Below are 22,812 nucleotides of genomic sequence, written 5' to 3' on the forward strand. Positions count from 1 at the left end.
TGTTCTGGATAGGCGATGAGGAGATAGAATGATAGAGTTTCCTCCAGGATTGAGCTGGATTCAATAAATCATCAGGTAACTGAGGCGGCATCATGTATAAACCCCTACAAAAGAAAAATTCCTCCTGGACTCCAACAACGGCACAGAAAAAGAGCAAGAGTCCGTCTAAATTAGGGCATTTTTCGATTCAACCCAAGCCAAATCAGAAATCGTCTCAGTCGCAGGAAATAGGGGAGTATTCCAGAGACTCGGCGGATAGACTAGCCGCGAATGTGATGCGAAGTCTGGAAGCTAAGGGGTCTCAGGAGACAGAAACGCCAACAGTGCAGCCTCAGTCCGAATCCAGGATTTCAGTTGCTGATGTCGTCGGACAAAGAATGTCCACCCTAACGCCACGCACCCTGACTCCACAAGTAAGAATGACTTCTGAAGTCGTGCCAGAAAACCCAATTCAAAGGCAATGTGCAGATTGTGCCTCTGAACAACAAGAGCAATCAGCCGAAGCTGAGAAAGAAGTTGAGCAAATATCCTTGGCAGCGAATGGAATTCAGGCAAAGGTAACAGTTGGTGCGCCTGGGGATAAGTATGAGGTGGAAGCTGATACCGTAGCGCGTCAGGTGATGTCAATGCCTGCACCTGTCAAAAATCAGCCAATTCAACGGGAAGGGATAGCCGAGGAAAATGTAGAGGAAGTGCAAGCCAAGCCAATCGCTGCTTTTATTACTCCCCTAGTGCAACGGGAGATGGCATTAGAGAAGCAAGAAGAAGTTCAAGCTAAGGCAACCTCAGATGGCGCCTTTGAGACAAGCAGTAATGTAGAGACTCAGTTGAATACCTCTAAGGGTGGTGGTAGTCCTTTATCGAATGAGGTGCGAAGCTTCATGGAGCCGCGCTTTGGTGCAGATTTTAGCTCAGTGCGGGTGCATACGGATAGTGCGGCGGTGCAGATGAGCCAGGAGTTAGGCGCACAGGCGTTTACTCATGGGAGTGATGTTTATTTTGGCGAAGGGAAGTCGCCGGGGAATAATGAATTGACGGCACATGAGTTGACTCATGTGGTGCAGCAGAATGGTACTACGATAGAGCGCAAAGAAGCTTCAAATAAAGTTCAGAAGCAGGATAATGAGTCGCTGCATCAACCCATTGTAGAAAATGCTCCAGCTTCAGCTATATCAATTCGGGATTTTATCGCTCTCGTAGAAGCAGAGGAACGAAAATATTCCCCGGAAGAACAGACAAACACAAAACTCATGATTACCCGACTCAGGAAAATTTTCTACGATAGAGAAGGCTGGGATAATTATTTAATTGAAGGTGCTAAGGATATTGAAGCACCTTATACAACAGAACACCAGGAAAAGGAACGCTTCACTTTGGCGATTCCTTTTTGGTTTAACGATTTCGATGTAGTGAGACAAGAGCATAATGTAAAAGATAGCCAAGGTAATACTCCTGATATCGCCAGCAACCAGGAAATTAGTTTAGAAGATGGTAGTTATATAGATCTGGGTCATGTCTTTGCTGGTCTAGATGCTTTAAACTATCCTCAGTCAGTTCAAGCTCCTGTGTTATCTTCTATTGGTATTGACGACAACGTTGATGCTGTCACTTGGGTAGGAGACTTAGGTAGTGTATTAGCAGAAATTCAGTTTGAATGGATTCGTAACGACAATCAAATTTCCAGTACAGAAATGCAAGCTATTATCAATGAGTATGCCTCTCCTCAAGATATGCTTGGCAATATTGATACTTATGTCATTGATCAACAATTTGATATTGATGAAACATCAGGAGGCAGAAAAGTATCGGAAATTTTGCGAGAGTACTATCTTAATGGAAGCACGGATCAGGGAACGCCGAGTCGCGATAGACGTTACAGTATTTTTGCTCAAGCGGTTGGTCTAAACAACTGGGATGGTACAAACTTTTCTAATGAGTCAGAATGGATAGACCGCTACACTGATCAAGTCAATGATGCAGCGGCTTTGTATGTAGGGGCAAATTCAGAAGGTACACTTGGTCTTCCAGGAAGAGTTGGTTTTGTTTTGGGAATGTCAACGAATGCAGGGGCTAGAACTCTGGTAGAAACTTTTCTGAATGCCTTGAAACAGCGCATAGCTTTGGAGCCAACTAACTAGAACAATAGATTAACCAAGTAACTGAGCCGATTTATCATGTCAGCCCTCAAAAAATATTTATGTATAATTAGCTTTAATATTGCCTGCATTTTATTTTCATTGATTACTGGATATATGAGTATCTATGAGCTATTTATTCAGGTTCCAGGAGTGAATGTGCCAAGGATAATTATTCAATCTAAGGATCTTAAAGTTGATTTTCAAATAAATATACCGACTGTCACTAATGTATTAGTTTTAGTTGGCTCCATTATTTGCATTTATAGTTCATTGATTTTGTCATGGAAAATAGTCAAGTCCAAGCATCGGCTAAAAAAACAATGTAGAGTTGCACAGCTTACCAGTATTTTCGTAATAATTCTGGCTTTAGCAATTAATATTATTGATTTTTTTAGTAAAGCTGGTACTTTTGGGTAAGGACTACTTTCTGATCAAATATTCAAGCCCTTAGTGAGGTTGCATCATGTATAAACCCCTGCAAAATAAAAATTCCTCCTGGACTCCAACAACAGCACAGAAAAAGATCAAGAGTCCGTCTAAATTAGGGCATTTTTCGATTCAACCCAAGCCAAATAAGAAATCGTCTCAGTCGCCGGAAATAGGGGAGTATTCCAGAGAGTCGGCGGATAGACTAGCCGCGAATGTGATGCGAAGTCTGGAAGCCAAGGGTGATAAGAACACAGCAACGCCAACGGTGCAGCCTCAGTCCGAATCAAGGATTTCAGTTGCTGATGTCGTCGGAAGCTGCTGGAGATACCAACAAAATCAACAGAATCAAAGCAACCCAAAAAGCAAAAAGATGTAGGCACAGTCGCTATAGTCGCGATAGTTAGAGTTAAGGAGTTATTTTCATGCAAGATACTAGGATTAATAAGTTAATAGAAAAGTGTGCTTCTGGCGAACCTAAAGAGCAAGCTTTTGCACTTCAGGAATTAGTCAAAATGAAAGCTGATTCGGCTGTCCCCGTGATATTAGAATTACTGCATTCTTCTGATGAGGGAATTCGCTTCTGTGCAGCAGAAGCTCTTGGTGATTTGGGAGAAAACGAAATTGAATCTGTTGGCTGTGCACTTATAAACTTACTAGTCGATCCAAAAGAGCTGGTTAGATCGGGGGCAACAGATTCCTTGGGAATACTTGCTTATAAACCAGCAAGAGATTCAATCGAGTCATTGTTACTTAACGATTCGGCTCCCCTGGTTCGGGCGTCAGCAGCAGAAACGCTTGGAGATCTAGGAGATCCTGATGCTCTAGATACTTTAAAATCAGCAATGCAAGATCCTGATGAAGCAGTTCGGTCTTATGCAGCTAACTCCCTCGGACTTGTAGGTAAACCCGATCTATTACCACAGCTTCAAACTTACATTGAATCAGAAGATTCCCTAGAAGTTAAAGCTGAACTATTAGCAGCTAAATACAGGCTTGGTGACACGGAAGCCATGAAATCGCTATTGACTTTTTTGGAAAATGCGGATGAAGATTTAGCTACCGTTATGCTCAATATATTAGGTGATTTGATAGATCGCAAAATACCCTTAACAATTACTTCTGATGCATCCGAAATTTGTCAAGTATTGAATTTACTTGAAAAGCGTTTCCCACTATTAGCTCATCATAGTCAGAGCATTATAGCAAAATTAGCCGTGTTAAAATCACAATCTAATCAAGTGTAGGCGATCGCTTTTTTAGTTAGTGCGATCGCGGATCTTGTTGGCTGCGTTAACGAAGTAACGCAGCCATCCAACTTGATGACGGTGCGTTACGGCAAGATTTATGTACTAAGTCGTTTCTTGCATTTCCCTTGTCCGCACTGATAACGTTTTCGTCTGATTCCCCCGCACCACTTTGATTTGGAGAACTTGATTCACACCACTATTCTCAACCAAACGTTGCAACTGTTCTGCACTTGTCACCGATTGTCCATTAATGGCGGTGACAACATCCCCACGACGCATACCTCCTGCTGCTGCTGGAGAGTCTGGTACAACTTGCACGACTAAAACCCCATTCACTTCCGGTACCATAAACGAGGAATTTGGATCGCGATTGTTTTCTTGCGCCAATTGAGGGGTTAGGGTAGTCATGCGAATACCGATGAACGGGTGGACAACTTTTTCACCGCGCATCAATTTGGCAGTAATTTCTTTAGCTTTATTGATGGGAATGGCAAACCCAATCCCCATCGCATCCGCACGAATGGCGGTATTAATGCCAATCACTTGTCCCTGTTGGTTTAACAGTGGACCCCCCGAATTACCAGGGTTAATCGCCGCATCAGTTTGAATGAAATCAAGTCGTTTTTCGGGAATCCCGGCTTCTGCACTCGATCGCTGGAGGGTACTGATAATCCCTAGCGTCACGGTATTATCTAACCCCAAGGGATTCCCCACCGCGATCGCCCAATCCCCAACTTGTACGTTAGTCGAGTCTCCCAATGTGACAACTGGCAAATTGTTGCCATCAATTTTGACCACCGCTAAATCTGTGATTTCATCGACACCCTGGACATTTCCTTCAAACTGGCGTCCGTCTTTGAGAATCACCGTTACCTTATCTGCCCGATCCACCACATGGGCATTGGTGACAACTACACCAGTGGGATCAATAATAAACCCAGATCCTTGACCCCGCAGACGGCGTTCTTGGGGCATTTGGGGAAATGCATCCTCCCCGAAAAACCGCCGGAAGAAGGGATCATCAAAAAATGGATCGAGGCGGCGTGTCACTGTACGTTCTGTGTCAATTCGTACTACAGCAGGTCCGACTTGATTCACCGCCGCCGTGACAAAACTGCCGCCGATATTGGTAATGGGTGGGCGTTGGGCGAGAACTATTGGGGATTCGGGTTCATTTGTCAAAATCGGTTCAGCGTGAGAGGGTGAGACATTATAAAACCCAACCGTCAACAGAACACCTGTCGCGATCGCGATCAGATAAGCGCTGATTTGGCGTAATCGAGGGAACAACGTTGTCAATCGCATAACCTTATTCTTAAGTTCAGTTGTATGTATCTATGATCATCTATCCAAATTATTGTCACAAGCACTTAACATTGGCTGGTTGATCCAGGACGTTCTTTGAGCCAAGAGTGTTTCAGCGATGGGCGATTCCCCTTCCTTAGAAAACCTGGCTCCCAAACATCTCAACTCTGGATTAGGATGAACAGTAAGAACAAATCCATCAACGTTGCCAATCCCGAACTGGAGCTAAGCCATTGATTAATGAAACCTATACTCGGTCAGACTCAGACCAACATTCGCTAAATCAATCCTTCCACACCAGTCATGGTGAGCATGATCATGATCATGATGGATCAACCCACGCCCATGTTCACGATGAGGAGTCTCTGCGGCGAATTGTCAATCGGCTTTCTCGAATTGAGGGACATATCCGAGGGATTAAGACGATGGTACAGGAAAGCCGTCCCTGTCCAGATGTGCTGGTGCAAGTTGCCGCCGTGCGAGGTGCATTAAATCGAGTTGCCCGAGTTATTTTAGATGAGCATTTAACTGAATGTATCGGTCGGGCGGCGGAGGAAGGTAACATGGAGGCGGAAATCGAACAATTGAAGACCGCGTTAGATCGATTTTTACCCTAGTTCTTTTGGTGAGGGAGAGGTGGAGTTTTGAGTTTGTGTAGGGGCGGGTTTCACGACTATCGTGTCTGACCTCACCCAGATGGAATTAAACCCGCCCGTGTGCAGGGGGACAGGGAGAAAATCTGGACGGGTGGATACATTGAGATCTCCATTATGATCCCGATTTTGAGCATAATTAAGGATAGAACTATCTGGCTATAAATTCCTGCTGAGTGTGGTTCTCAGCACAAGATTTCAATCAAGAGTGCGATCGCCTTATGGCTAATTTTTACTGGAAACGTCCCTATACCGTCCTTGCCGCGTTATTGGTGGGGGTAACTGGCTGTTCATGGAATTCTCCTCCCGATACGGCTGAAAGTCAGCATTCCCCATCCCAAGCTGACTCCCCGGCTGAATCAATTCTAGCGGTGGAAAATTCCCCATCTTGTCCGCCCCAAGTTGATCCCTTTACCAAAGCGATTGACAAAGCGATGGGGGCGGCGAATCTGGCTCAATCTGCCCAATCGCCCCAAGATTGGGATTTGGTTGTCTTAGGCTGGATTCAAGCGATTGAGGCGATGCAATCAGTGCCACCGGATAGTCCGAAACGGGCATTTGCTCAGAAAAAGGTGGCAGAATATCTAAACAACTTAGATGTTGCCCAACAAAAAGCGACGACAAAAACCTCTCCTCTACCCTTTGCCAGCTTTAATAACCCCATCTTTGAAGAACAACTCCTGCTGTATCTGTCTTACGTCGCCGCCGTTGGTCCGCCAGATGTCCTGATTGTGGGCAGTTCACGGGCATTAGTTGGTGTTGATCCCCAACAATTGCAACAAGTTCTGGCGCGTTACGGCAAAGGGGGGTTAAAAATTTTCAACTTTGGCGTGAATGGGGCGACGGCTCAAGTGGTTGATTTTCAACTGCGGCAACTTTTAACGCCGGAACAACTCCCGCGCCTGGTGATTTGGGCAGATGGTGTGCGGGCGTTTAATAGTGGGCGAACGGATAAAACTTATAATAGTTTGGCAACATCGGCGGGATATCAACAGGTAATGGCAGGGAATCGCCCCAAATTACCGGAACCGACGACCAAAACCCCAAATACTTGTGAAGAGATTCCAGCATCAATCACCCAGAGTCCCGACTCAGAGAAATCGACACAACCGAGCGATACGATACCTGCTAATGATACGGCTGAACGCTGGCGATTAACCCGCGTTTCCTTTGAAACCAGTAGCAATCCTATCACCACTCCAGAGACTCGGTTACTTTTAACTCAGTTAGGGGGAAGCCAACCGCAACGACTAGCACTGGCACGTAATACTACAGGGTACAGTGCGATCGCGATGGATGCCAATGGCTTTCTGCCGATGGATAGTAAATTTGACCCAAAAACGTACTATCAGCAAAATCCCCGTGTTGCGGGGCGTTATGATGCGGATTATCAACCGTTTAGCTTTGCAGGTTCGCAGGCGGTGGCGTTGAATTCGATTCAGGCGTTTTTAGCACAGCAGCAGATTCCTTTGGTGATTGTGAATTTGCCTGTAAGTGATGATTATTTAGATTCGGTGCGTTTAACTCGTGAACGGCAATTCCGTAAGCGAATGCAGCAGAAGGCGGCTCGGAATGAGTTTGTTTTTGTGGATTTAGGAGAGCAATGGAAAAATCAGAATCAGTATTTTGCTGATCCGAGTCATCTTAATCGGTATGGCGCGGCGGCTGTGGCGAGTCTCTTAGCCGATAAGTCTGAGATTCCTTGGTCTCAACGTTGAGAGGAGATGAGGGTAGGAAAAGGTTAGCGAAAGTACATATAGCAACCGCCATAGCGGTTAGGACACATCATTTATGTAGAGACGCGCCATGGCGCGTCTCTACAATGGTGCTTATTCTGCCGATGTACCTTGTTCCAGCCAACTCGACAAATCTTCCAGGCTATTAAAGCTTAAAATTGTCTGGACTAAACGTTCTAAATCTTTCCCAGACAAACCTTCGATTTTCCAGCTAATGTTTTTAGGAATTTCGCCAAAACGCTGCTGGAGAAAAGCTATTACTACTCCGAGCTTTCCTTGTAGAATTCCTTCATCTTTAGCTTGAAGGATTCGCCCTGTTTCATCTTGTAACATTATTGCTCGCCGCTCCAATTCCTCCAATTCTTCTACGGTGAGATTCGCTTGATTCGCGATATTTAGGGCTTTCTCTATTGCAGATACTTCCGCTAAGGAGGCGGGAATGCTTTCCCAGGTTGCTGCTTCTTTAATAAAGTAAATCCACTTATCCGTCAAACTATTTAACTCAGACAAGGTTTTATTGAATTTTGGTAATTCTATGAAAATGAGTTGTAATTCTACAGCTTTATACTTAAATGACTCTTCCTCTTCTTTGAAAATAAACTTTGTCACAACTTTAGGGGTTTCTTGAAACATGATAAAATCAGCAATATTTATAGCAATTACTGGATTTAACAGCCAGTAACCTTCGCCAACGCCTAACTGATTTGCGTAAGTCTTAGCGAGGTTGTAAGCGACCCGTTTATCAAAAGCTTTTGTGCTGGATACTTGCATTTCAATAATAACAGTCGAGCCGTCATACAAAATGGCTCTCACGTCCAAATAGCTCTCCTTTAACTCTCGAACTTTACCAGGATTGTATGGGTTTAGAATAGTTAAAGAACGAATAACGTTTTTGTTACTATAAATAATGGCATTGAGAAAGCTAATCAGTATTTCTTGGCTTTGGTCAGAACCAAATATTTTTTTAAACGCATAATCGACTTTAGGACTGATAAATTTCATATTTTTTTCTCATCGATAAGAAGTAGGATAAAATTAAATTTCACGAGATAGGGGTATGAAAAATAGGAACGGGAGCCTGTCGCCTTTTGTATTTGTGTAGGGGCGACCCGCTGGCACAAATCAACAACTTTATCCCCTCAATTTGCTCGGGTCGCCCTTTATTTAATCCCCTGTGTTAGTAGAGACGTTGCATGCAACGTCTCTACATTTCCTCTTGAGCAGGCAATTCCCTTAATTAAATGATTTGAATCATATCTGTATATTCCGTCAACAATTCATCATAAGTTAGGCTATCGTCTTGACTCTGAGGACTCCAAAGCAGTTCCACGGTCATCAAATATTCAGGACGCACTGACGCGACTTTATTTAATGCCTGATTTAGTACCTCGACTGAACGAATGTCATCAAATAACGGGTGATCATCTGCTGTTCCAACTAAGAGTGTCACGACAATATAAGCCGCTGGGTCTTCCTGAGCATTGGGCATTACCGGAACTTTTTGCCGCACTCGTCCGCCAACATTGCTGAGGGTTTCGGCACTAAATTTGCTGCGTTCTTCTACCGAAAGTTGGGTAAATAGTGTTTTTGCTTCTTCGATATCAACGCTTTGCGAACTGCTTAAAACATGACTCCAGGTATCTGAATGACGTAGCAAAACTAACGCCGATTCTTGCAGCAGTTCGAGTAAGCCTTCGGGAGTCGTTGTATCGACAGTTAAGGTGAGTTCCGATAACTCTGATTGCAAGTTTGGGGTATGAGCAAATAAGGCTACCTGTAATTTACTCACCGTGACAATATCATTATCTAGTTCATTGGTGACGGCTTTTCGGCGTTTGAGGAGAGACAAAATTAACCGGATTAGTAGATAAACAACCAGGAAAATACCGACACCAAAAAATAGTAAAACAATCAAGACGGGTAAAGAGTTCGCTGATTTCGTGGAGTTCACCGCTTGAGTTGGATTCGTGGCTGGCGCGGTAGCTGGCGGTGGAGTTGTACTATTAGTTGAGCCCGGATTGGTCAGGCTTTGATTGGGTTGTACAGGGGGTGCTGAATCCGTTGTCGCTGAATCCGGAAGGGTTTGATTTTGGGGAGGCGGTGCTGAAGTTGTCCCTGGATAGGATGTTGAGGGATAATTCTGGAAATCGTTATCGTCATTTTCGATTTCAATTTCCAGTTCCACCGAATTATGTCCGTGTCCATAAGCTGGGTAAGAGGTACGACTGGGATGGGTTGATGAGGGACTCGGTTGATTCGGCTTGGTTTGAGTCGGAGTTGGAGATGTGGGTTTGTTTAATGTCCCGCCACTAGCTCGTCCCCCGGTTGTTCCCCTATGGGTAGGATTAGATTGAGATGGAGATGTTCTCGACGATGATGGAGGGGAGGATGAACGGCTAGGGGAGGATGAACGGCTAGGGGAAGATGAACGGCTGCTACTGCTGGAACCCGAACGTGAGGATGAACCGCGACTAAAGGAACCGCCACCGCTGCGTCCCCCACTGCTTCTAGCATAGGCGTCATTACGGAAATCGAGCAATGGGCTAATGCGATCGCGCGATACCTCTAGGTCTACACTGTTAATTAGGCTTAAACAAAGAGCGGTAGCCAATAACGTCTTAAAGTTCATCCGTTGTAGCCGATTCATCGAAAATTAGAGTTGGTAAGAGGGCGAATGGAAACCCCTGTCATTTATGTATGGGGAGGAATTCGCCCTCTTACATAAATAGCAGTCCGACAGGACTCCCTTTTTTAGAAAGTGCATCGGCTCCATTTCCCATGTACAAAACTGAATTTAAGAAAAAGTTAAAACCCCTACCGCCTTGGATTTAATTACTTCGGTGACACTTTGCATTTGTCTTTCGCTTGGGCAATTACAAGCTCAAAGCTTTCGACCTGTACGCATAGGGGTGGGGTATGGTTGCCCCTAACTCCCGTTTCCGGGGTGACGTTTGCCTCGCCAATGTTAACGGTCGGTACTTTCCAAGTAGCACTAGCTTAACCCTTGTACACCTGTTTAACCACTCGGTTCTAGAGCATGGGACTGGCACGCATCCCAAGGTAGGAACTTTAACGCTTACCGTTAACGTAGTGCGCTAAGCACTTAGGCTGGTCAGGTATAGACTTTATTCAAGCCTCCGGCTTATAGCCGTGGGGTTCCTGACGAAAGTCTCCCAATGCTACTCCCTTAGCTACAATTGTAGCTTTTTGGTGAACATCATTCATCGTTTCATCGCCATCATGGTAGAGAAGGGCGGGTTTAGTTACGTTATCGGTTGATTCCAAAATGTTATCGGTAAAACCCGCCCCTACAGCTTGGCTACCAGACGTAGGTTAACCGGAAACTTTACCAAAACTTGATAATTCAGGGGTAGGCATTAGCACCTAAATCGGACATAAATTAAAGAAGGGATAAAATAACCTAACTCAGCAAACTCCTATTCTTTCCCAGTGTATTCATGAACCCCTTACCCCCAGAAACCATCCCCTTTGTTGATCTAACGCTGCAACACCAGCCGATTCAAGGGGACATTGAACAAGCGATTCAGACGGTTATCCAGCGCGGCGATTTCGTTTTAGGTCAAGCATTAGCCGAGTTAGAAGCGGCATTTGCGGCGGCGTCTGGTGCAGAGTATGGTGTCGGTGTCGCTTCCGGGACAGATGCGATCGCGCTAGGATTACAAGCAAATGGGATTGGTGCAGGTGATGAAGTGATTGTTCCTGCCAATACGTTCATCGCCACTCTCATTGGTGTGCTTGAGGCAAAGGCGACGCCCGTCTTAGCCGATTGTGACCCCAACACCGCCCTGATTGACTTGAATGCAGCGCAAAAAGCCATCACTCCCAAAACCAAGGCAATTATACCCGTTCACCTCTATGGTCAGATGGTATCACCGCCGCAATCACTCAACTTTGCCCATAGCCATAACCTGTTACTCTTTGAAGACGCCGCCCAAGCCCATTTAGCCCAACGGGATGGGTATCGGGCGGGTTCGGTGGGTAAAGCCGCTGGTTTTAGCTTTTATCCGAGTAAAAATTTAGGCGCGTTTGGCGATGGCGGAATCGCCCTGACGAGTGATCCCGATGTCTATCAAACCTTGCGATCGCTGCGGAATTATGGCGCACCTCGTAAATATTATCACTCAGAACTGGGCAAAAATAGTCGTTTAGATTCCATCCAAGCAGCGGTTCTCAACGCCAAGTTACCCCATTTGTCCCAATGGAATCAGTCTCGCAACGCCGCCGCCCAGTATTATGACCAATTATTAGCCCCCCTAGCCGACAAAGGGATTATCCCCATCCAAAACCAAAGCGGTACGGGTCATGTGTATCATCTGTACGTGATTCGGATTACCGCCGCCTGTTCCCTGACTCGTGAAATGGTGCAAGAGAAACTCAATGCAGCCGGGATTCAAACGGGTATCCATTATCCCCTCCCTTGCCATCTCCAACCCGCTTATCATTATTTGGGCTATCAAGAGGGTGATTTCCCCCACGCCGAGACCCTGTGCCAGGAAATTTTATCATTGCCTATGTATCCTGGAATAAGTAACGCTCAAATTGAGCGAGTGGTTGATTGCTTAAATAGCCTGTTGTAACCGCATCCGGCGGCTGTAATTTCGGGGTAAGATCATGCAACTTGGACAAAAGATTCCCATTGCCATTGACCGTCACCTGTGGGATGGTGCGATCGCAGCTTTACTGATTATCCTCTATGCGCCCCTACTCATCCACTGGTATGATGGCTGGCTAAATAAAAGTATTAGCATTGAACATGAATACTTTAGCCATGGTTTAATTGGACTGCCTTTTGCCGCCTACATCGCCTGGACTCATCGCCAGCAGTGGCAAGCCATCCCGGATAAATCGAATTATATTGGGTTAGGATTACTGGCAGTTGGTGGTGTCTTTTATCTGTCGGGTCAATCGGAACTGGTTAATATTTCCTTTCCCACGGTTTTAGCCGGACTTTGTTTGTGGTTTAAAGGGATTCCGGGTTTACGCTTACAAAGCTTTCCCCTACTTTTGGTAATTTTAGCAACACCAACGGCATTTCCTTACTTAATCGAACCCTACGCCTTACCCCTACAGCGCTTTATTGCCGGAGTTGCGGGATTTCTTTTGATTCAATTTGGCATTGATGTTAATGTTGTCGGCATTAACTTATTTGTCGGCGGACGAATTGTCGAAGTCGCCCCTCACTGCGCTGGATTAAAGATGCTGTTTACCAGTTTATATGTGAGTTTAATGCTGTTGTACTGGAGTGGGGCGTGGATATCACGACAGAAGACGACATTGTTGCTCATTGGTGCGGTGTTGGTTAGTGTAATTGGTAATATTATCCGCAATACCCTACTCACATTCTTCCATGGTACTGGGATGGATGGAGCGTTCCATTGGCTGCATGAAAGTTGGGGCGGGGATCTGTATTCGGCGGGGATGTTAGGAATGTTAGTGATTTTACTTAAAGTCATTGAACGTTCTGTTGATGCCGAACCTCAAACCCCTGATTCTGTATCTGAGGGAGATTAAAAAACGTTTGTATTTAGTCAGGGCGGGTTTTGTACAAACGTTACCATCAATAGCCAAGCCTAAAATCCCTAAACCCGCCCCTACACAAAATTAAAGACGCACCATGGCACGTCTGGAACAATTAAAACTCATCCGCCCATGAAAGCCAATCTCATGAAATCCTCAAGACTGCGCCAGGTGATTAAACGCCTGCGATTCAACCGTGCGATCGTGTTACTGTTGTTGTTGGTTATTGTCGCGATCGGGGCATTACCGAGTTATTTTACAGGCAACTGGTCGTGGATTGAGCCACCCAGATTTGCTAATTTCAGTAGCATCAAAGTGGTGCAAATTGAGGGGTTAGAGATTCCAGGCTGGGAAACCTTAGAGCAACGAACTGTTACCTTAGGGGGGCATAAATGGTCGTATCAGGAAATTAAGGGCGACTTAGATAAACCTGTATTGTTATTATTACGTCCTCCTAATGGTCCGATTGATCAACCTCAGGTTGAATGGATGGATATTAATGGTGTCTTTCAATGGAAGACAGATTCCCATCAACGCTTAAACTTTACCGTTGAAACGCAATCAAACCAGGCGCAAGTTAATGCCCGTCTCTTTCGCGCTTGGACTCAACAGCAAACCTTCGCCGTTGTTCAATGGTACGCTTGGGCGACAGGGGGTCATCCTGCTACCCGACAATGGTTTTGGGTTGACCAAATTGCCCAGTTAAAGCGTCAGCGAGTACCATGGGTAGCGGTTTCTATCCAGATTCCGATGGAACCGTTAGGGGATTTGGCAGACGCCAAACCTATCGCTGAATCTCTCAGTCAAACTGTGCAAAAGACGTTGATGACAGAACCGTTGGCGGGAGAGGATTAAGGGGCGCAGGGGGCGCAGAGGGCGCAGGGGGCGCAGGGGGAGTGGAGAGAGCTAGTCGGGCATAGCGCCTGTGTAGGGGCGGGTTTTACCATTATTGTTTCTTCCCTAACCTAGATGTGACTAAACCCGCCCCGACCAAGGGTTAACATGAACAAGGGCAGGTTTTTTTGAGCCATTATTCGGTGAGGAGGGCGGGTTTTGTTGTTCATTTAGCGGTGAGGAGGGCGGGTTTTGTTGTTCATTTAGCGGTGAGGAGGGCGGGTTTTGTTGTTCATTTAGCGGTGACTAGCTAATTTAGTCCCTAAACCCGCCCCTACAATTGTCCCTAAACCCGCCCCTACAATTGTCCCTAAACCCGCCCCTACAATTGTCCCTAAACCCGCCCCTACAATTGTCCCTAAACCCGCCCCTACAATTGTCCCTAAACCCGCCCCTACAATTGTCCCTAAACCCGCCCCTACAATTGTCCCTAAACCCGCCCTGATAATTGTGGCTAAACCCGTCCTGATAATTGTGGCTAAACCCGCCCTGATAATTGTGGCTAAACCCGTCCTGATAATTGTGGCTAAACCCGCCCTGATAATTGTGGCTAAACCCGTCCTGATAATTGAGTGATGTGGAGGGAATAATTTTGACTAAAGTGAATTGGTATGCTGTCGGCACATTAATAGCAATTGGCTGGTTAGGGCAAATTAATTCAATTGCTTGGGCAACGTCTCAGAGAATAACAGAACCTTCAGTATCAACTGCCAAACGAGAACAGGCTCAACTTCCCACCTTGCCACCTCCACAAGATATTAATAGTCCGACAGAGGGAGTCAATATTAATGTTCCTGATCCCTTTGCGCCACCGCCACCCCTCGGTTATCCAGAAGAATCACCGCAACGAGTCCCGGATAATCAATTTAATGAATATGTTCTCGGTATTGGTGATTCCATCGCAGTTACGGTAGAACGCTATCCTGACCTTAATTTTTCCGGCACAATTGATTTACAAGGGAATATATTAGTTCCCTTAGTCGGTAAAATTAACGTCCTCGGACTTACTCCCGACCAAGTTGAAGATAGATTAGCCACCGCCTTTAGTGAATTTGTGGTTGACCCAGATGTTACCGTAGTTCTAGCCGGATTGCGTTCCGCCACAGTCACCATTGCAGGTGAAGTGACTCGACCTGGTTATTATTCCCTAGCACCCGGTTCTCAGCTTACGGCGGCTCTACAAGCGGCTGGCGGAACCACGAATCTGGCTGACTTGCGTACTGTCATCGTGCGTCGGCGTTCTCCTGCGAATAATTCGATTATTGAACAACAGATTGATTTATTTACACCGCTGCAAAATGCGACATCCTTACCGGATGTGCGTCTCCGAGATGGGGATTCTGTCGTCGTATTGGAATTAGAAACCGGTACAACGACGGATTATGACCGCAGTCTTGCCTCTCGCTCAACGCTTGCGACACCGCAAATTACGCTGCGAGTCTTGAGTTATCCTAATGGTCGAATTGGCAACCTGAATTTACCCAATGGAAGTAATTTTATTGATGCGTTGACCTCGCTAGCGCCAAGTTTAGACGATGCGGATTTAGGTAAAATTGCCTTAATGCGGTTTGATCCGGAACAGGGTAAAGTCGTGACCCAGGAGATTGATGGGAAAGCTGTCCTCATGGGTGATTTGGCGCAAAATGTCCCCTTGCAGAATGAAGATGTTATTGTTGTCGGTCGTAGCCTTATCGCTAAAGTCAACTATGCTTTGCGTTTAGTGACTCGACCCTTTAGCGATTTTCTGGGATTTCGCAACTTTTTTGAGAATGTCGGGAATGTGTTTGGCTCAGGGAATAATAACTAGGGCTTGCTGAATAAGCATTGTGGGAAGCAATGTAGAGACGTAGCATGCTACGTCTGGGCGCAGGGAAGAGATGCAATTTGTTATCCGGACAAGACATTGCTCGGTAGTTTGGTTAAATCGCTGTGCGATCGCATCCTTTCTGCTATCCTCCTACAAAGGTGCTGAGCTAGAATACAAGCACAGACACTTTGACATGAGTTGCCTTAATTTAGTATACATCTATTCGGCGCATCCTCTCCTAGACTCCGCTTGCACGACTCGTTAGCCTGAAATTGCTATGACTATCCCCTTAATTAAACGCTATTTAATCGCCCTTGATCGTTATAAATTCATTGGCATCGGTGTTTTTGCGCTAATTACTGGCGGATCGGGCGTTGTGGCGATTATGCCTTCTCCCCCCAGTGCTGTATCTTACGAGGGTTGGGGAGATTTGTCGGTAACCACTCCTCAAATTTTTTCCCAAACTGGAGAGCAAATTAAGCAGGTAGGGACTCAAGGGCTTACAAAAGAGAATCTTCTACAGGAAAACGTGATTAAAGCTACAGCTATAGCTGTAGGTGGTAATCCTAAAGAAATCATTGAGAATGTGGAATGGAAGTCCGACAAATCAGGAAAAGACGGAGAAGCCTCGATTCCATCAATAATAAGAGTGATTTACACTGATGACGATCCAGAACAAGCCGTCAAAACTGTAGAAGTGCTGATGCAGAAAATAATCGAGCAAAGTCGTTTGATTAATACCGGACGACTGCAAGCGATTATTGACTCAATTGAAACACGCTCAGCCGAGGCAGAAGAAGAACTAAAACAGGCACAAGAAGAACTGGAAACCTTTAACCGGATTGAGGGTGCAGCCTTAGCCCTAGCTGAAGATAACAGCTTGCTGGCACAAATTAGTGCCAACCAACAACAGCAACGCCAACTGCAACAGACTCTAGAAGGAATTGAGAGTCAGATGGCTAGCTTGCAGAGGCGGTTGGGGTTGACGGCTGACCAAGCCTATACGAACTCTGCTCTCAGCGCTGATCCCACCATCGCTGGCTTGCGCGGACAATTGCAACAAATTGAAACTCAGGAAGAACTGCTCAAGAGTCAAGGGTATAAAGACCAACACCCGAATGTACAAGAGTTACAGCGACAGCAACGGACGTATGAAGCAATGCTGGCACGACGAGCCGCCGAGGTGATTCAGGGGAACAGTGGGGGCGAAGCTTTAACCCCGCCGCAAATCCGAGCCGATAGCAGCCTTGACCCCGCCCGGAAACAGTTGGCTGACACGTTGGTGTCATTATCAACCCAACGCGATACCCTGCAAGATCAACTGGAAACGACCAAAAGAATTGGACAGGAACTGCTTCAAGACTATCAACAGATTCCCACTAGGCAGCTTGAGCAGGTGCGCTTGCAGCAGCAGTTTCAGCTCAAACAAAACTTCTACAACACACTACAGTCTAAACTCATCGATGCCAAAGCCGCCGAAGCGGAAACCGTGAGCTATCTAAGCGTTAGTCAGCCTCCCGGCGTCCAGAAGAAAGGCGGGAAAGAATCAACTAATCCGATTGTCATCCTTGCCGGGGGAACCTTTGTCGGCTTAGTCGCGGCGGCTGGCGTGATTCTCATCCTAGCTATCTTGGATAGCAAACTCTACGCGGCGAAAGAAATCCAGCAATTGCTGGCACAACATGATGTCCCTGTCTTGGCAGAATTGCCTGTGGTAATGAGCATTGACCCAGATTTGGGACAAACGGGTATTTTACTCAAGTCAAGTTCACCTTATTTAGAGGTGTACGAACGGTTCCGCAGTAAGCTTTGTAGTGGAGAGCATAAATCCTTGAAAGTGGTGTTAATCGCCAGCACGGTTAAGGGAGAGGGTAAAAGCACCACCGCTTATAATTTAGCGATCGCGTCAGCCCATGCGGGTAAGCGTACTCTATTAATTGAAGCCGATTTGCGTTCCCCCTCCCAAGCCCATTTCCACCACGTCACCCCTGAACCGGAAGCGAAGACCCAACCCTTACCCTACTACGGCTCTAAGAGTGCTTGCATTCAGTTAGCCCCAAATATTCAGAATCTCTATATCGTACCCAGTCCCGGACCCCAAAAACAAGCCGCTGCTATCCTAGAATCGCGAGAATTCCAACAGCTTATCCGCGATGCTCGCAATCGCTTTGACTTCGTGGTCATTGATAGTCCAGCGCTCTCCCTGTCCAATGATACCCTGTTGCTCGAACCCCTAGCCGATGGGATGGTACTCGTCACCCGACCGGGTTACAGCGAGAAATCAATCCTGAATCTGGCAGCTCAAGAATTAACTGAAACCGAGCCATCACCGCTATTAGGGGCGATTATCAATGGTGCGGATACCTCGATTCCAGTCAACGCTACCGAGGTTGAGGAGGATATTGAACTGGAGTATGAAGACGAAGACGAAGATGCCTTTGAAGATGAGGAATTAGAAGAAGAACAAGAGGAGCCAATTCCGACAGGGGCTACACGCTCTTGATGTCATTCGTCTTATGTCTTATGTCTTATGTTGATTAGGAAGTTCACCTTGATGAAGTCTTATTCACATCCTTATTGACAGATGAAGACCACCGGATGAGGTATGGGATTAGCGAAGCCCCAGAAAAAACTGCTATCTTTGACCCTATCTGTGACAAGAAGAAATGGGCTAAAAGCAGGAAGGCTTAACACTACAGCTAGCTTGTCACCCCATGAACCTGTTGGGTTTCGCTTACGCTCTACCCAACCTACACCCCACTCTCGACACCCAAAACCCAACACTCTACCGTAAATACCCCACCCTCCATACCCCACACCCTCATCGATACAAATGATAGAATAGAATTGTTAAGTTTTTTATACTCTATTTATTAATCTCTGTGGTTTGGCAACTCTCCTCATTACCGGAATCCCCCTCGATACCCAATCAAGACCGTCTTTCCCGTTGGAGAGAGAAACTCGTTGACAATTTGCCCCAAACCAAAAGAATTACACAGCAGATCATCACCGCAATTGGCGTCGGCTTACTCTTTAACTGGCTGCATGTCCCCGTCGGTTGGCTACTGGGTCCGATGTTGGTAGGAATTGGCTATGCTATCAGCTTAGGACGCCGCCAACCTTTACCTTCAAGTTTTAAACTCATCGGACAAATTGTTGTCGGTTTAGTGACAGCCACTCGCTTTTCTCCAGAAACCATTAGTGTAGCAACAACCTACGCCGTACCTTTATTACTCTGTGTTTTGCTTACCGGGAGTCTGAGTCTATTTAATGGATATCTCTTAAGTCGTTGGGCTGGGATTGATCGCACCACCAGTTTACTTGGATTTATACCCGGTGCAGCCTCCAGCATTGTGGTCATGAGTGAAGAAATGGGAGCGGATGCGATCGCGGTTGCTCTACTTCAATATATCCGAGTTTTGCTGGTTGTGTTAATCATGCCTAGCGCCGCTATCCTGCTGGTTCCCGCCAACCCCGATACGTTAGCCACCGCCACTGTCACCCCAGCCAGCACCTTGACCACCTTACCCCTAGCGTTGAGTCTTTTAATTCTCGCTGGGTGCGGTATCCTGGGAATTTGGGCAGGAAAGCGATTCCGTCTACCTTCCCCTGGATTTTTCGGTCCCTTTCTGGTAGGATTAGCCGCATTTTGGGCATTGCCAAATCAAGTACAAATGCCTCAACCTTTATTCGCAGGTGGACTATTACTGATTGGATTATCGGTTGGGGTACAGTTTGACTGGCAAACCGCCCGCAAACTAGGCAAAGCTGTCTTAATTGAAATCGGATTAGTCACGGGGTTAATTATCATCTGTTTAGGGATTGGCTATGGCTTTCATTGCGTCACCGATGTGGATATGGCAACGGCTATTTTAGGATTCACGCCGGGAGGAACTGAGGCAATGGTGGCTACCGTTATGCAGTTAGGCGGTGACACCGGATTGGTATTAGCCATGCAATTAACTCGGATGTTAAGTATCCTGATGCTTGCACCATGGTTAGTGGCGTTGTTGGTTAAGCGTACCAAAGCGGCGAATGAACAAACCTATAGCATCGAACCTGTGATCACCCAAGAACAATCAACCCTTAAGCCGAATTGTGACTCTGTTGCATCGGGAAAGTAGAACGCAATATTTCATCGACCGTCTCTAGCGTCAGTGGTTGTTGGTCAGCCAAGGCTTTAATGGTTTGAGTGATTGCCTGAATTTGGAAGGGGTCGAAGTCTAATCCCAGTTGACTGGCGCGATTGGCGATCGCATGACGACCTGTTAATTTATGATTAATTAAAAAGGAACGGGATAGTCCAAAATCACTGGGATCAATGGCTTCATAAGTCTGGGGATTATTTAACATGGCTTTAGCATGAACCCCTGCCTTATGGTTAAAGGCGGCTGAACCGATAATATAGTGGTTAGCTGGAATTGCCATACCCACTTTATCGGCGACCAGTTGATGCAGTGATAGAAGTTGGGGTAGGCGATATTTCCACTGCAATTGTTCCGGGTTAATAGTGTAGAGACGGGCGATGAGTCCAGCCAAAGGTGTGATCCCATTCCGTTCCCCAATTCCCAAGACGGTGGTATCGATATGAGTTGCACCTGCTTCTAGGGCGGCGTAGCTATTCGCGATCGCACAACCTGTGTCATTATGACCATGGAATTCAATATCGGTATTTGTATGTTGGCGCAGTGTCTGGACTAAATTAAAGACTTGATTGGGAGTGGCGACACCAACGGTATCCGCTAAACCGAAACGATTCACCATGCCGAGTTTATCGATAGCACAATAAACCTGGAGTAAATCCGGAAGCAAACTGCGAAAGGAATCTTCTGTAGAAAAGCGTAACTCTGTTTCCGGACTTTGATCATGGATAAAGGTAATGACTTCCGTTGCCCGATCAACAATTTGACTTATACTCTTTCCATGACCAAACTGGCGCAGAAAACTGGAGGTGCCAAAGAACAGATTAATTCCGTTAACGCCTGTATCGAGTGCTACTTTTGCATCCTCTAAATGACAGCGAATATGGGTCATCACTTTGGCGTACAAACCCAATTGAGCCAGATGCTGACAATCTTGACGGGATTGAGGTGAAGCACAAGGAGAGGTGACTTCAATATATTCAACTCCGAACTGGTCCAGCGCCCTAGCTATTTCTACTCTATCCTGTGATGAAAAGTTAGCCCCACAAAATTGTTCTCCTTCCCGTAGTGTCGTTTCTATAATTGAAAATTGACTCAGTGACATTGATGTTGTCCTTTTCTTTGTGGTAACTTATCACTTCCATATAGCAATCCTAAATAGGATTACTCTAGTGAACGGATTGAAACCCCAGTACAGCAAGGGTTTCAGTTTTGAAAATCGCCACAACCTTGCGGAGGATTACTATATAGTATCGGAGGTCTCCAGGACGGATTATCTCTTAAACTACTGATTTTATAAATCTTTTCAACCTGTACTATCCCACAAAAATCTATCTGAATTTAACAATTAATAGAGTATAAATAACTACAATATGCTTATTCTCAGATCGGGTACTCGGCTAAGTAGGTGGACACAATTAAAATTAACGGTTGAGATTAGGGAACACCTAGACTTACCTAGACTTACCTAGACTTACTTCGGCTTACTTCGGCTTACTTCGGCTTCGCTCGGTAACACGCTTACCGGGTAAATCATTCAACCCGTTTAAACGGGTTTAAGCTTTTAGCCCCAACTTTAGTTGAGGGCTTAATTCAGCGACTAACTCTCTTTCATTTTCCCGGAATTCGCTACTATTTCCGTTACACTAATCAGAAGCGTTAGACTGATAATGATTTTTATCAGTCCATTAATGAAATAACACTGATAGTCTAAGATTGCCGATTTGTGAGTGTAATATAGAGGCGGGTAAACAGTAACTCAGTAAATCTCGCCAAGAAAAATTGACCGGATTGGGATGAGAGATTCGGTATACTCCTAAGAGTATAATTAAACTGAATCCAATATAAATCCAGTAAAAATTGTGGGCGCTGTCAAATAGAGGAATACCTAGGTAGATTATTGCCTTGACGGATTCTGGAAGTGAACAAAACACGTCTTTGACCGACTCAATCATGACCCTTGTATTTAATCTTACTTATTTCAACGTTCAAGAAAGATTTTGGGAATCCCCAAATGATGATTTTGTATCATCAGAAAATAATCCTAACAAAGGACCGAGGACAGCACCAAAGACAAACCCGCCAGCGTGCGCCCAGTAAGCGATACCTCCATTTTCCATCCCCACATTTGCTGGGGCTTCTAACATGGCTAATCCATTAAAAGCTTGCTGTAAGAACCAAAATCCGAGGAAGAAGACAGATGGTAATCTTAGCGTAGTAAAAAAGAAGCCTAGGGGAATTAATGTAACCACTTTAGCATTGGGAAACTTAAGAATATAAGCACCCATCACGCCCGCGATCGCACCACTGGCACCCAGAGACGGAATCCCCGATTGGGCGGAGAAAAACCACTGGGTTAAACTGGCTAATACGCCACAGGTTAGATAAAATATCAGAAACTTGAACCGACCCAGTTCTTCTTCAATATTATTGCCAAAAATCCAGAGAAATAACATATTAAATCCCACATGGGTAAACCCCGCATGAAGGAATTGCGCTGTGATTAACGTCAGCGGTTCAGGTATCGGCTGATGCACGGTAATGCCGTTGAAACTCGCTGTCAGTTCTTTCGGAACAACAGCAAATAGATGGAAAAATACATCCAGTTGTTGAGAATTTAATGTTAGCTCAAAAATAAAAACTAAGACATTAATTGCAATTAACGTATAAGTGATGTATGGTGTAATTTTGATTGGATTTTCATCCCGTAATGGAACCATAAGCCTCTTTCTCCCTGACAAATCAACAACTAATTATTTAAGTCGGTTGATGGATACAAACCTAATTATATCAACTTATGGAAATAGTCCTTAAACCTTTAGGTAAGATTTAGCTTGCTTGCTCGTTGAGCGCGAGTATGGTGTAACTGGTTTGGCGCTCCCTTGAGTATGACGTAGCTTGATTGCTCGTTGAGCGCGAGTAT

General features: G+C 45.6%; 20 protein-coding genes. 14 read left to right on the plus strand and 6 right to left on the minus strand.

The annotated features are described in order from the left end of the window. Window positions 1–92: 92 nt before the first annotated feature. The 4 genes from MC7420_RS34890 (at window position 93) to MC7420_RS05260 (ending at window position 3,811) form a co-directional block, all read left to right on the plus strand. Window positions 93–2,138, plus strand: coding sequence for an eCIS core domain-containing protein (locus tag MC7420_RS34890; protein WP_006099049.1), 2,046 nt, complete (start codon window positions 93–95; stop codon window positions 2,136–2,138). Window positions 2,139–2,174: 36 nt separating this feature from the next. Then, window positions 2,175–2,555, plus strand: a complete 381-nt coding sequence (locus MC7420_RS05250) for a hypothetical protein (RefSeq protein WP_157453044.1) — start codon at window positions 2,175–2,177, stop codon at window positions 2,553–2,555. A gap of 314 nt (window positions 2,556–2,869) precedes the next feature. Then, complete coding sequence (locus tag MC7420_RS44020) at window positions 2,870–2,971, plus strand: polymorphic toxin type 34 domain-containing protein (RefSeq protein ID WP_071777192.1); 102 nt, start codon at window positions 2,870–2,872, stop codon at window positions 2,969–2,971. 18 nt (window positions 2,972–2,989) lie between these two features. After that, on the plus strand, window positions 2,990–3,811 hold the full coding sequence (locus MC7420_RS05260; protein ID WP_006098994.1) for a HEAT repeat domain-containing protein: 822 nt from the start codon (window positions 2,990–2,992) through the stop codon (window positions 3,809–3,811). A gap of 105 nt (window positions 3,812–3,916) precedes the next feature. Here MC7420_RS05260 and MC7420_RS05265 read toward each other — a convergent pair whose 3' ends face one another. Further along, window positions 3,917–5,119, minus strand: coding sequence for an HhoA/HhoB/HtrA family serine endopeptidase (locus MC7420_RS05265; RefSeq protein ID WP_006098901.1), 1,203 nt, complete (start codon window positions 5,117–5,119; stop codon window positions 3,917–3,919). A 233-nt stretch (window positions 5,120–5,352) separates the two neighbouring features. On the opposite strand from MC7420_RS05265, the gene MC7420_RS05270 reads away from it, so the two are divergent. Both MC7420_RS05270 and MC7420_RS05275 read left to right on the plus strand, forming a co-directional pair. Then, a complete protein-coding gene (locus MC7420_RS05270; protein ID WP_006098869.1) occupies window positions 5,353–5,736 on the plus strand; it encodes a metal-sensing transcriptional repressor in 384 nt (127 codons plus the stop codon). A 257-nt stretch (window positions 5,737–5,993) separates the two neighbouring features. Next, window positions 5,994–7,490 (plus strand): hypothetical protein, encoded by a 1,497-nt coding sequence (locus MC7420_RS05275; protein WP_044205321.1) that lies wholly within the window; start codon window positions 5,994–5,996, stop codon window positions 7,488–7,490. A 111-nt stretch (window positions 7,491–7,601) separates the two neighbouring features. Here the strand turns inward: MC7420_RS05275 and MC7420_RS05280 are convergent, their stop codons facing one another. The 3 genes from MC7420_RS05280 to MC7420_RS39210 form a co-directional block, all read right to left on the minus strand. Beyond that, complete coding sequence (locus MC7420_RS05280) at window positions 7,602–8,510, minus strand: Rpn family recombination-promoting nuclease/putative transposase (RefSeq protein WP_006098846.1); 909 nt, start codon at window positions 8,508–8,510, stop codon at window positions 7,602–7,604. Window positions 8,511–8,745: 235 nt separating this feature from the next. Next, on the minus strand, window positions 8,746–10,155 hold the full coding sequence (locus tag MC7420_RS05285; protein WP_006098903.1) for a DUF1517 domain-containing protein: 1,410 nt from the start codon (window positions 10,153–10,155) through the stop codon (window positions 8,746–8,748). A 482-nt stretch (window positions 10,156–10,637) separates the two neighbouring features. Next, on the minus strand, window positions 10,638–10,793 hold the full coding sequence (locus MC7420_RS39210) for a hypothetical protein (RefSeq protein ID WP_006098831.1): 156 nt from the start codon (window positions 10,791–10,793) through the stop codon (window positions 10,638–10,640). A gap of 173 nt (window positions 10,794–10,966) precedes the next feature. Between MC7420_RS39210 and MC7420_RS05295 the strand changes: the two genes are divergently transcribed. The 8 genes from MC7420_RS05295 (at window position 10,967) to MC7420_RS05320 (ending at window position 19,871) form a co-directional block, all read left to right on the plus strand. Further along, the gene (locus MC7420_RS05295; RefSeq protein ID WP_006098823.1) at window positions 10,967–12,106 is read left to right on the plus strand and encodes a DegT/DnrJ/EryC1/StrS family aminotransferase; all 1,140 of its coding nucleotides are present in this window, start codon (window positions 10,967–10,969) and stop codon (window positions 12,104–12,106) included. Window positions 12,107–12,140: 34 nt separating this feature from the next. Then, entirely contained in the window at window positions 12,141–13,040 is a 900-nt protein-coding gene (crtB, locus tag MC7420_RS05300; RefSeq protein WP_006099101.1) for a cyanoexosortase B, read from the plus strand. Window positions 13,041–13,178: 138 nt separating this feature from the next. Next, on the plus strand, window positions 13,179–13,901 hold the full coding sequence (locus MC7420_RS05305; protein ID WP_006099010.1) for a cyanoexosortase B system-associated protein: 723 nt from the start codon (window positions 13,179–13,181) through the stop codon (window positions 13,899–13,901). 167 nt (window positions 13,902–14,068) lie between these two features. Continuing rightward, on the plus strand, window positions 14,069–14,194 hold the full coding sequence (locus MC7420_RS43220; RefSeq protein WP_006098882.1) for a hypothetical protein: 126 nt from the start codon (window positions 14,069–14,071) through the stop codon (window positions 14,192–14,194). A 196-nt stretch (window positions 14,195–14,390) separates the two neighbouring features. Beyond that, complete coding sequence (locus MC7420_RS43225; protein ID WP_269546248.1) at window positions 14,391–14,516, plus strand: hypothetical protein; 126 nt, start codon at window positions 14,391–14,393, stop codon at window positions 14,514–14,516. Between the two features lie 25 nt (window positions 14,517–14,541). Further along, window positions 14,542–15,747 (plus strand): polysaccharide biosynthesis/export family protein, encoded by a 1,206-nt coding sequence (locus tag MC7420_RS05310; RefSeq protein WP_232231650.1) that lies wholly within the window; start codon window positions 14,542–14,544, stop codon window positions 15,745–15,747. 277 nt (window positions 15,748–16,024) lie between these two features. Next, a complete protein-coding gene (locus MC7420_RS05315; RefSeq protein WP_006098894.1) occupies window positions 16,025–18,250 on the plus strand; it encodes a GumC family protein in 2,226 nt (741 codons plus the stop codon). A 379-nt stretch (window positions 18,251–18,629) separates the two neighbouring features. Then, window positions 18,630–19,871 carry an AbrB family transcriptional regulator gene (locus tag MC7420_RS05320; RefSeq protein WP_006099136.1) on the plus strand — a complete coding sequence of 414 codons (1,242 nt, stop codon included), beginning with the start codon at window positions 18,630–18,632 and terminating at the stop codon, window positions 19,869–19,871. On the opposite strand, the gene lysS is transcribed toward MC7420_RS05320, so the two are convergent. Next, window positions 19,834–20,994 carry a homocitrate synthase gene (gene lysS, locus MC7420_RS05325; protein ID WP_006098930.1) on the minus strand — a complete coding sequence of 387 codons (1,161 nt, stop codon included), beginning with the start codon at window positions 20,992–20,994 and terminating at the stop codon, window positions 19,834–19,836. The two genes, MC7420_RS05320 and lysS, sit on opposite strands and share 38 nt — an antisense overlap. 883 nt (window positions 20,995–21,877) lie before the next feature. Then, window positions 21,878–22,609, minus strand: coding sequence for a rhomboid family intramembrane serine protease (locus MC7420_RS05330; RefSeq protein WP_006098942.1), 732 nt, complete (start codon window positions 22,607–22,609; stop codon window positions 21,878–21,880). Between the last annotated feature and the right edge of the window lie 203 nt (window positions 22,610–22,812).

Origin of the sequence: Coleofasciculus chthonoplastes PCC 7420, assembly GCF_000155555.1 — a bacterium.
In the GTDB taxonomy this organism is placed as follows: Bacteria; Cyanobacteriota; Cyanobacteriia; order Cyanobacteriales; family Coleofasciculaceae; genus Coleofasciculus; species Coleofasciculus chthonoplastes_A.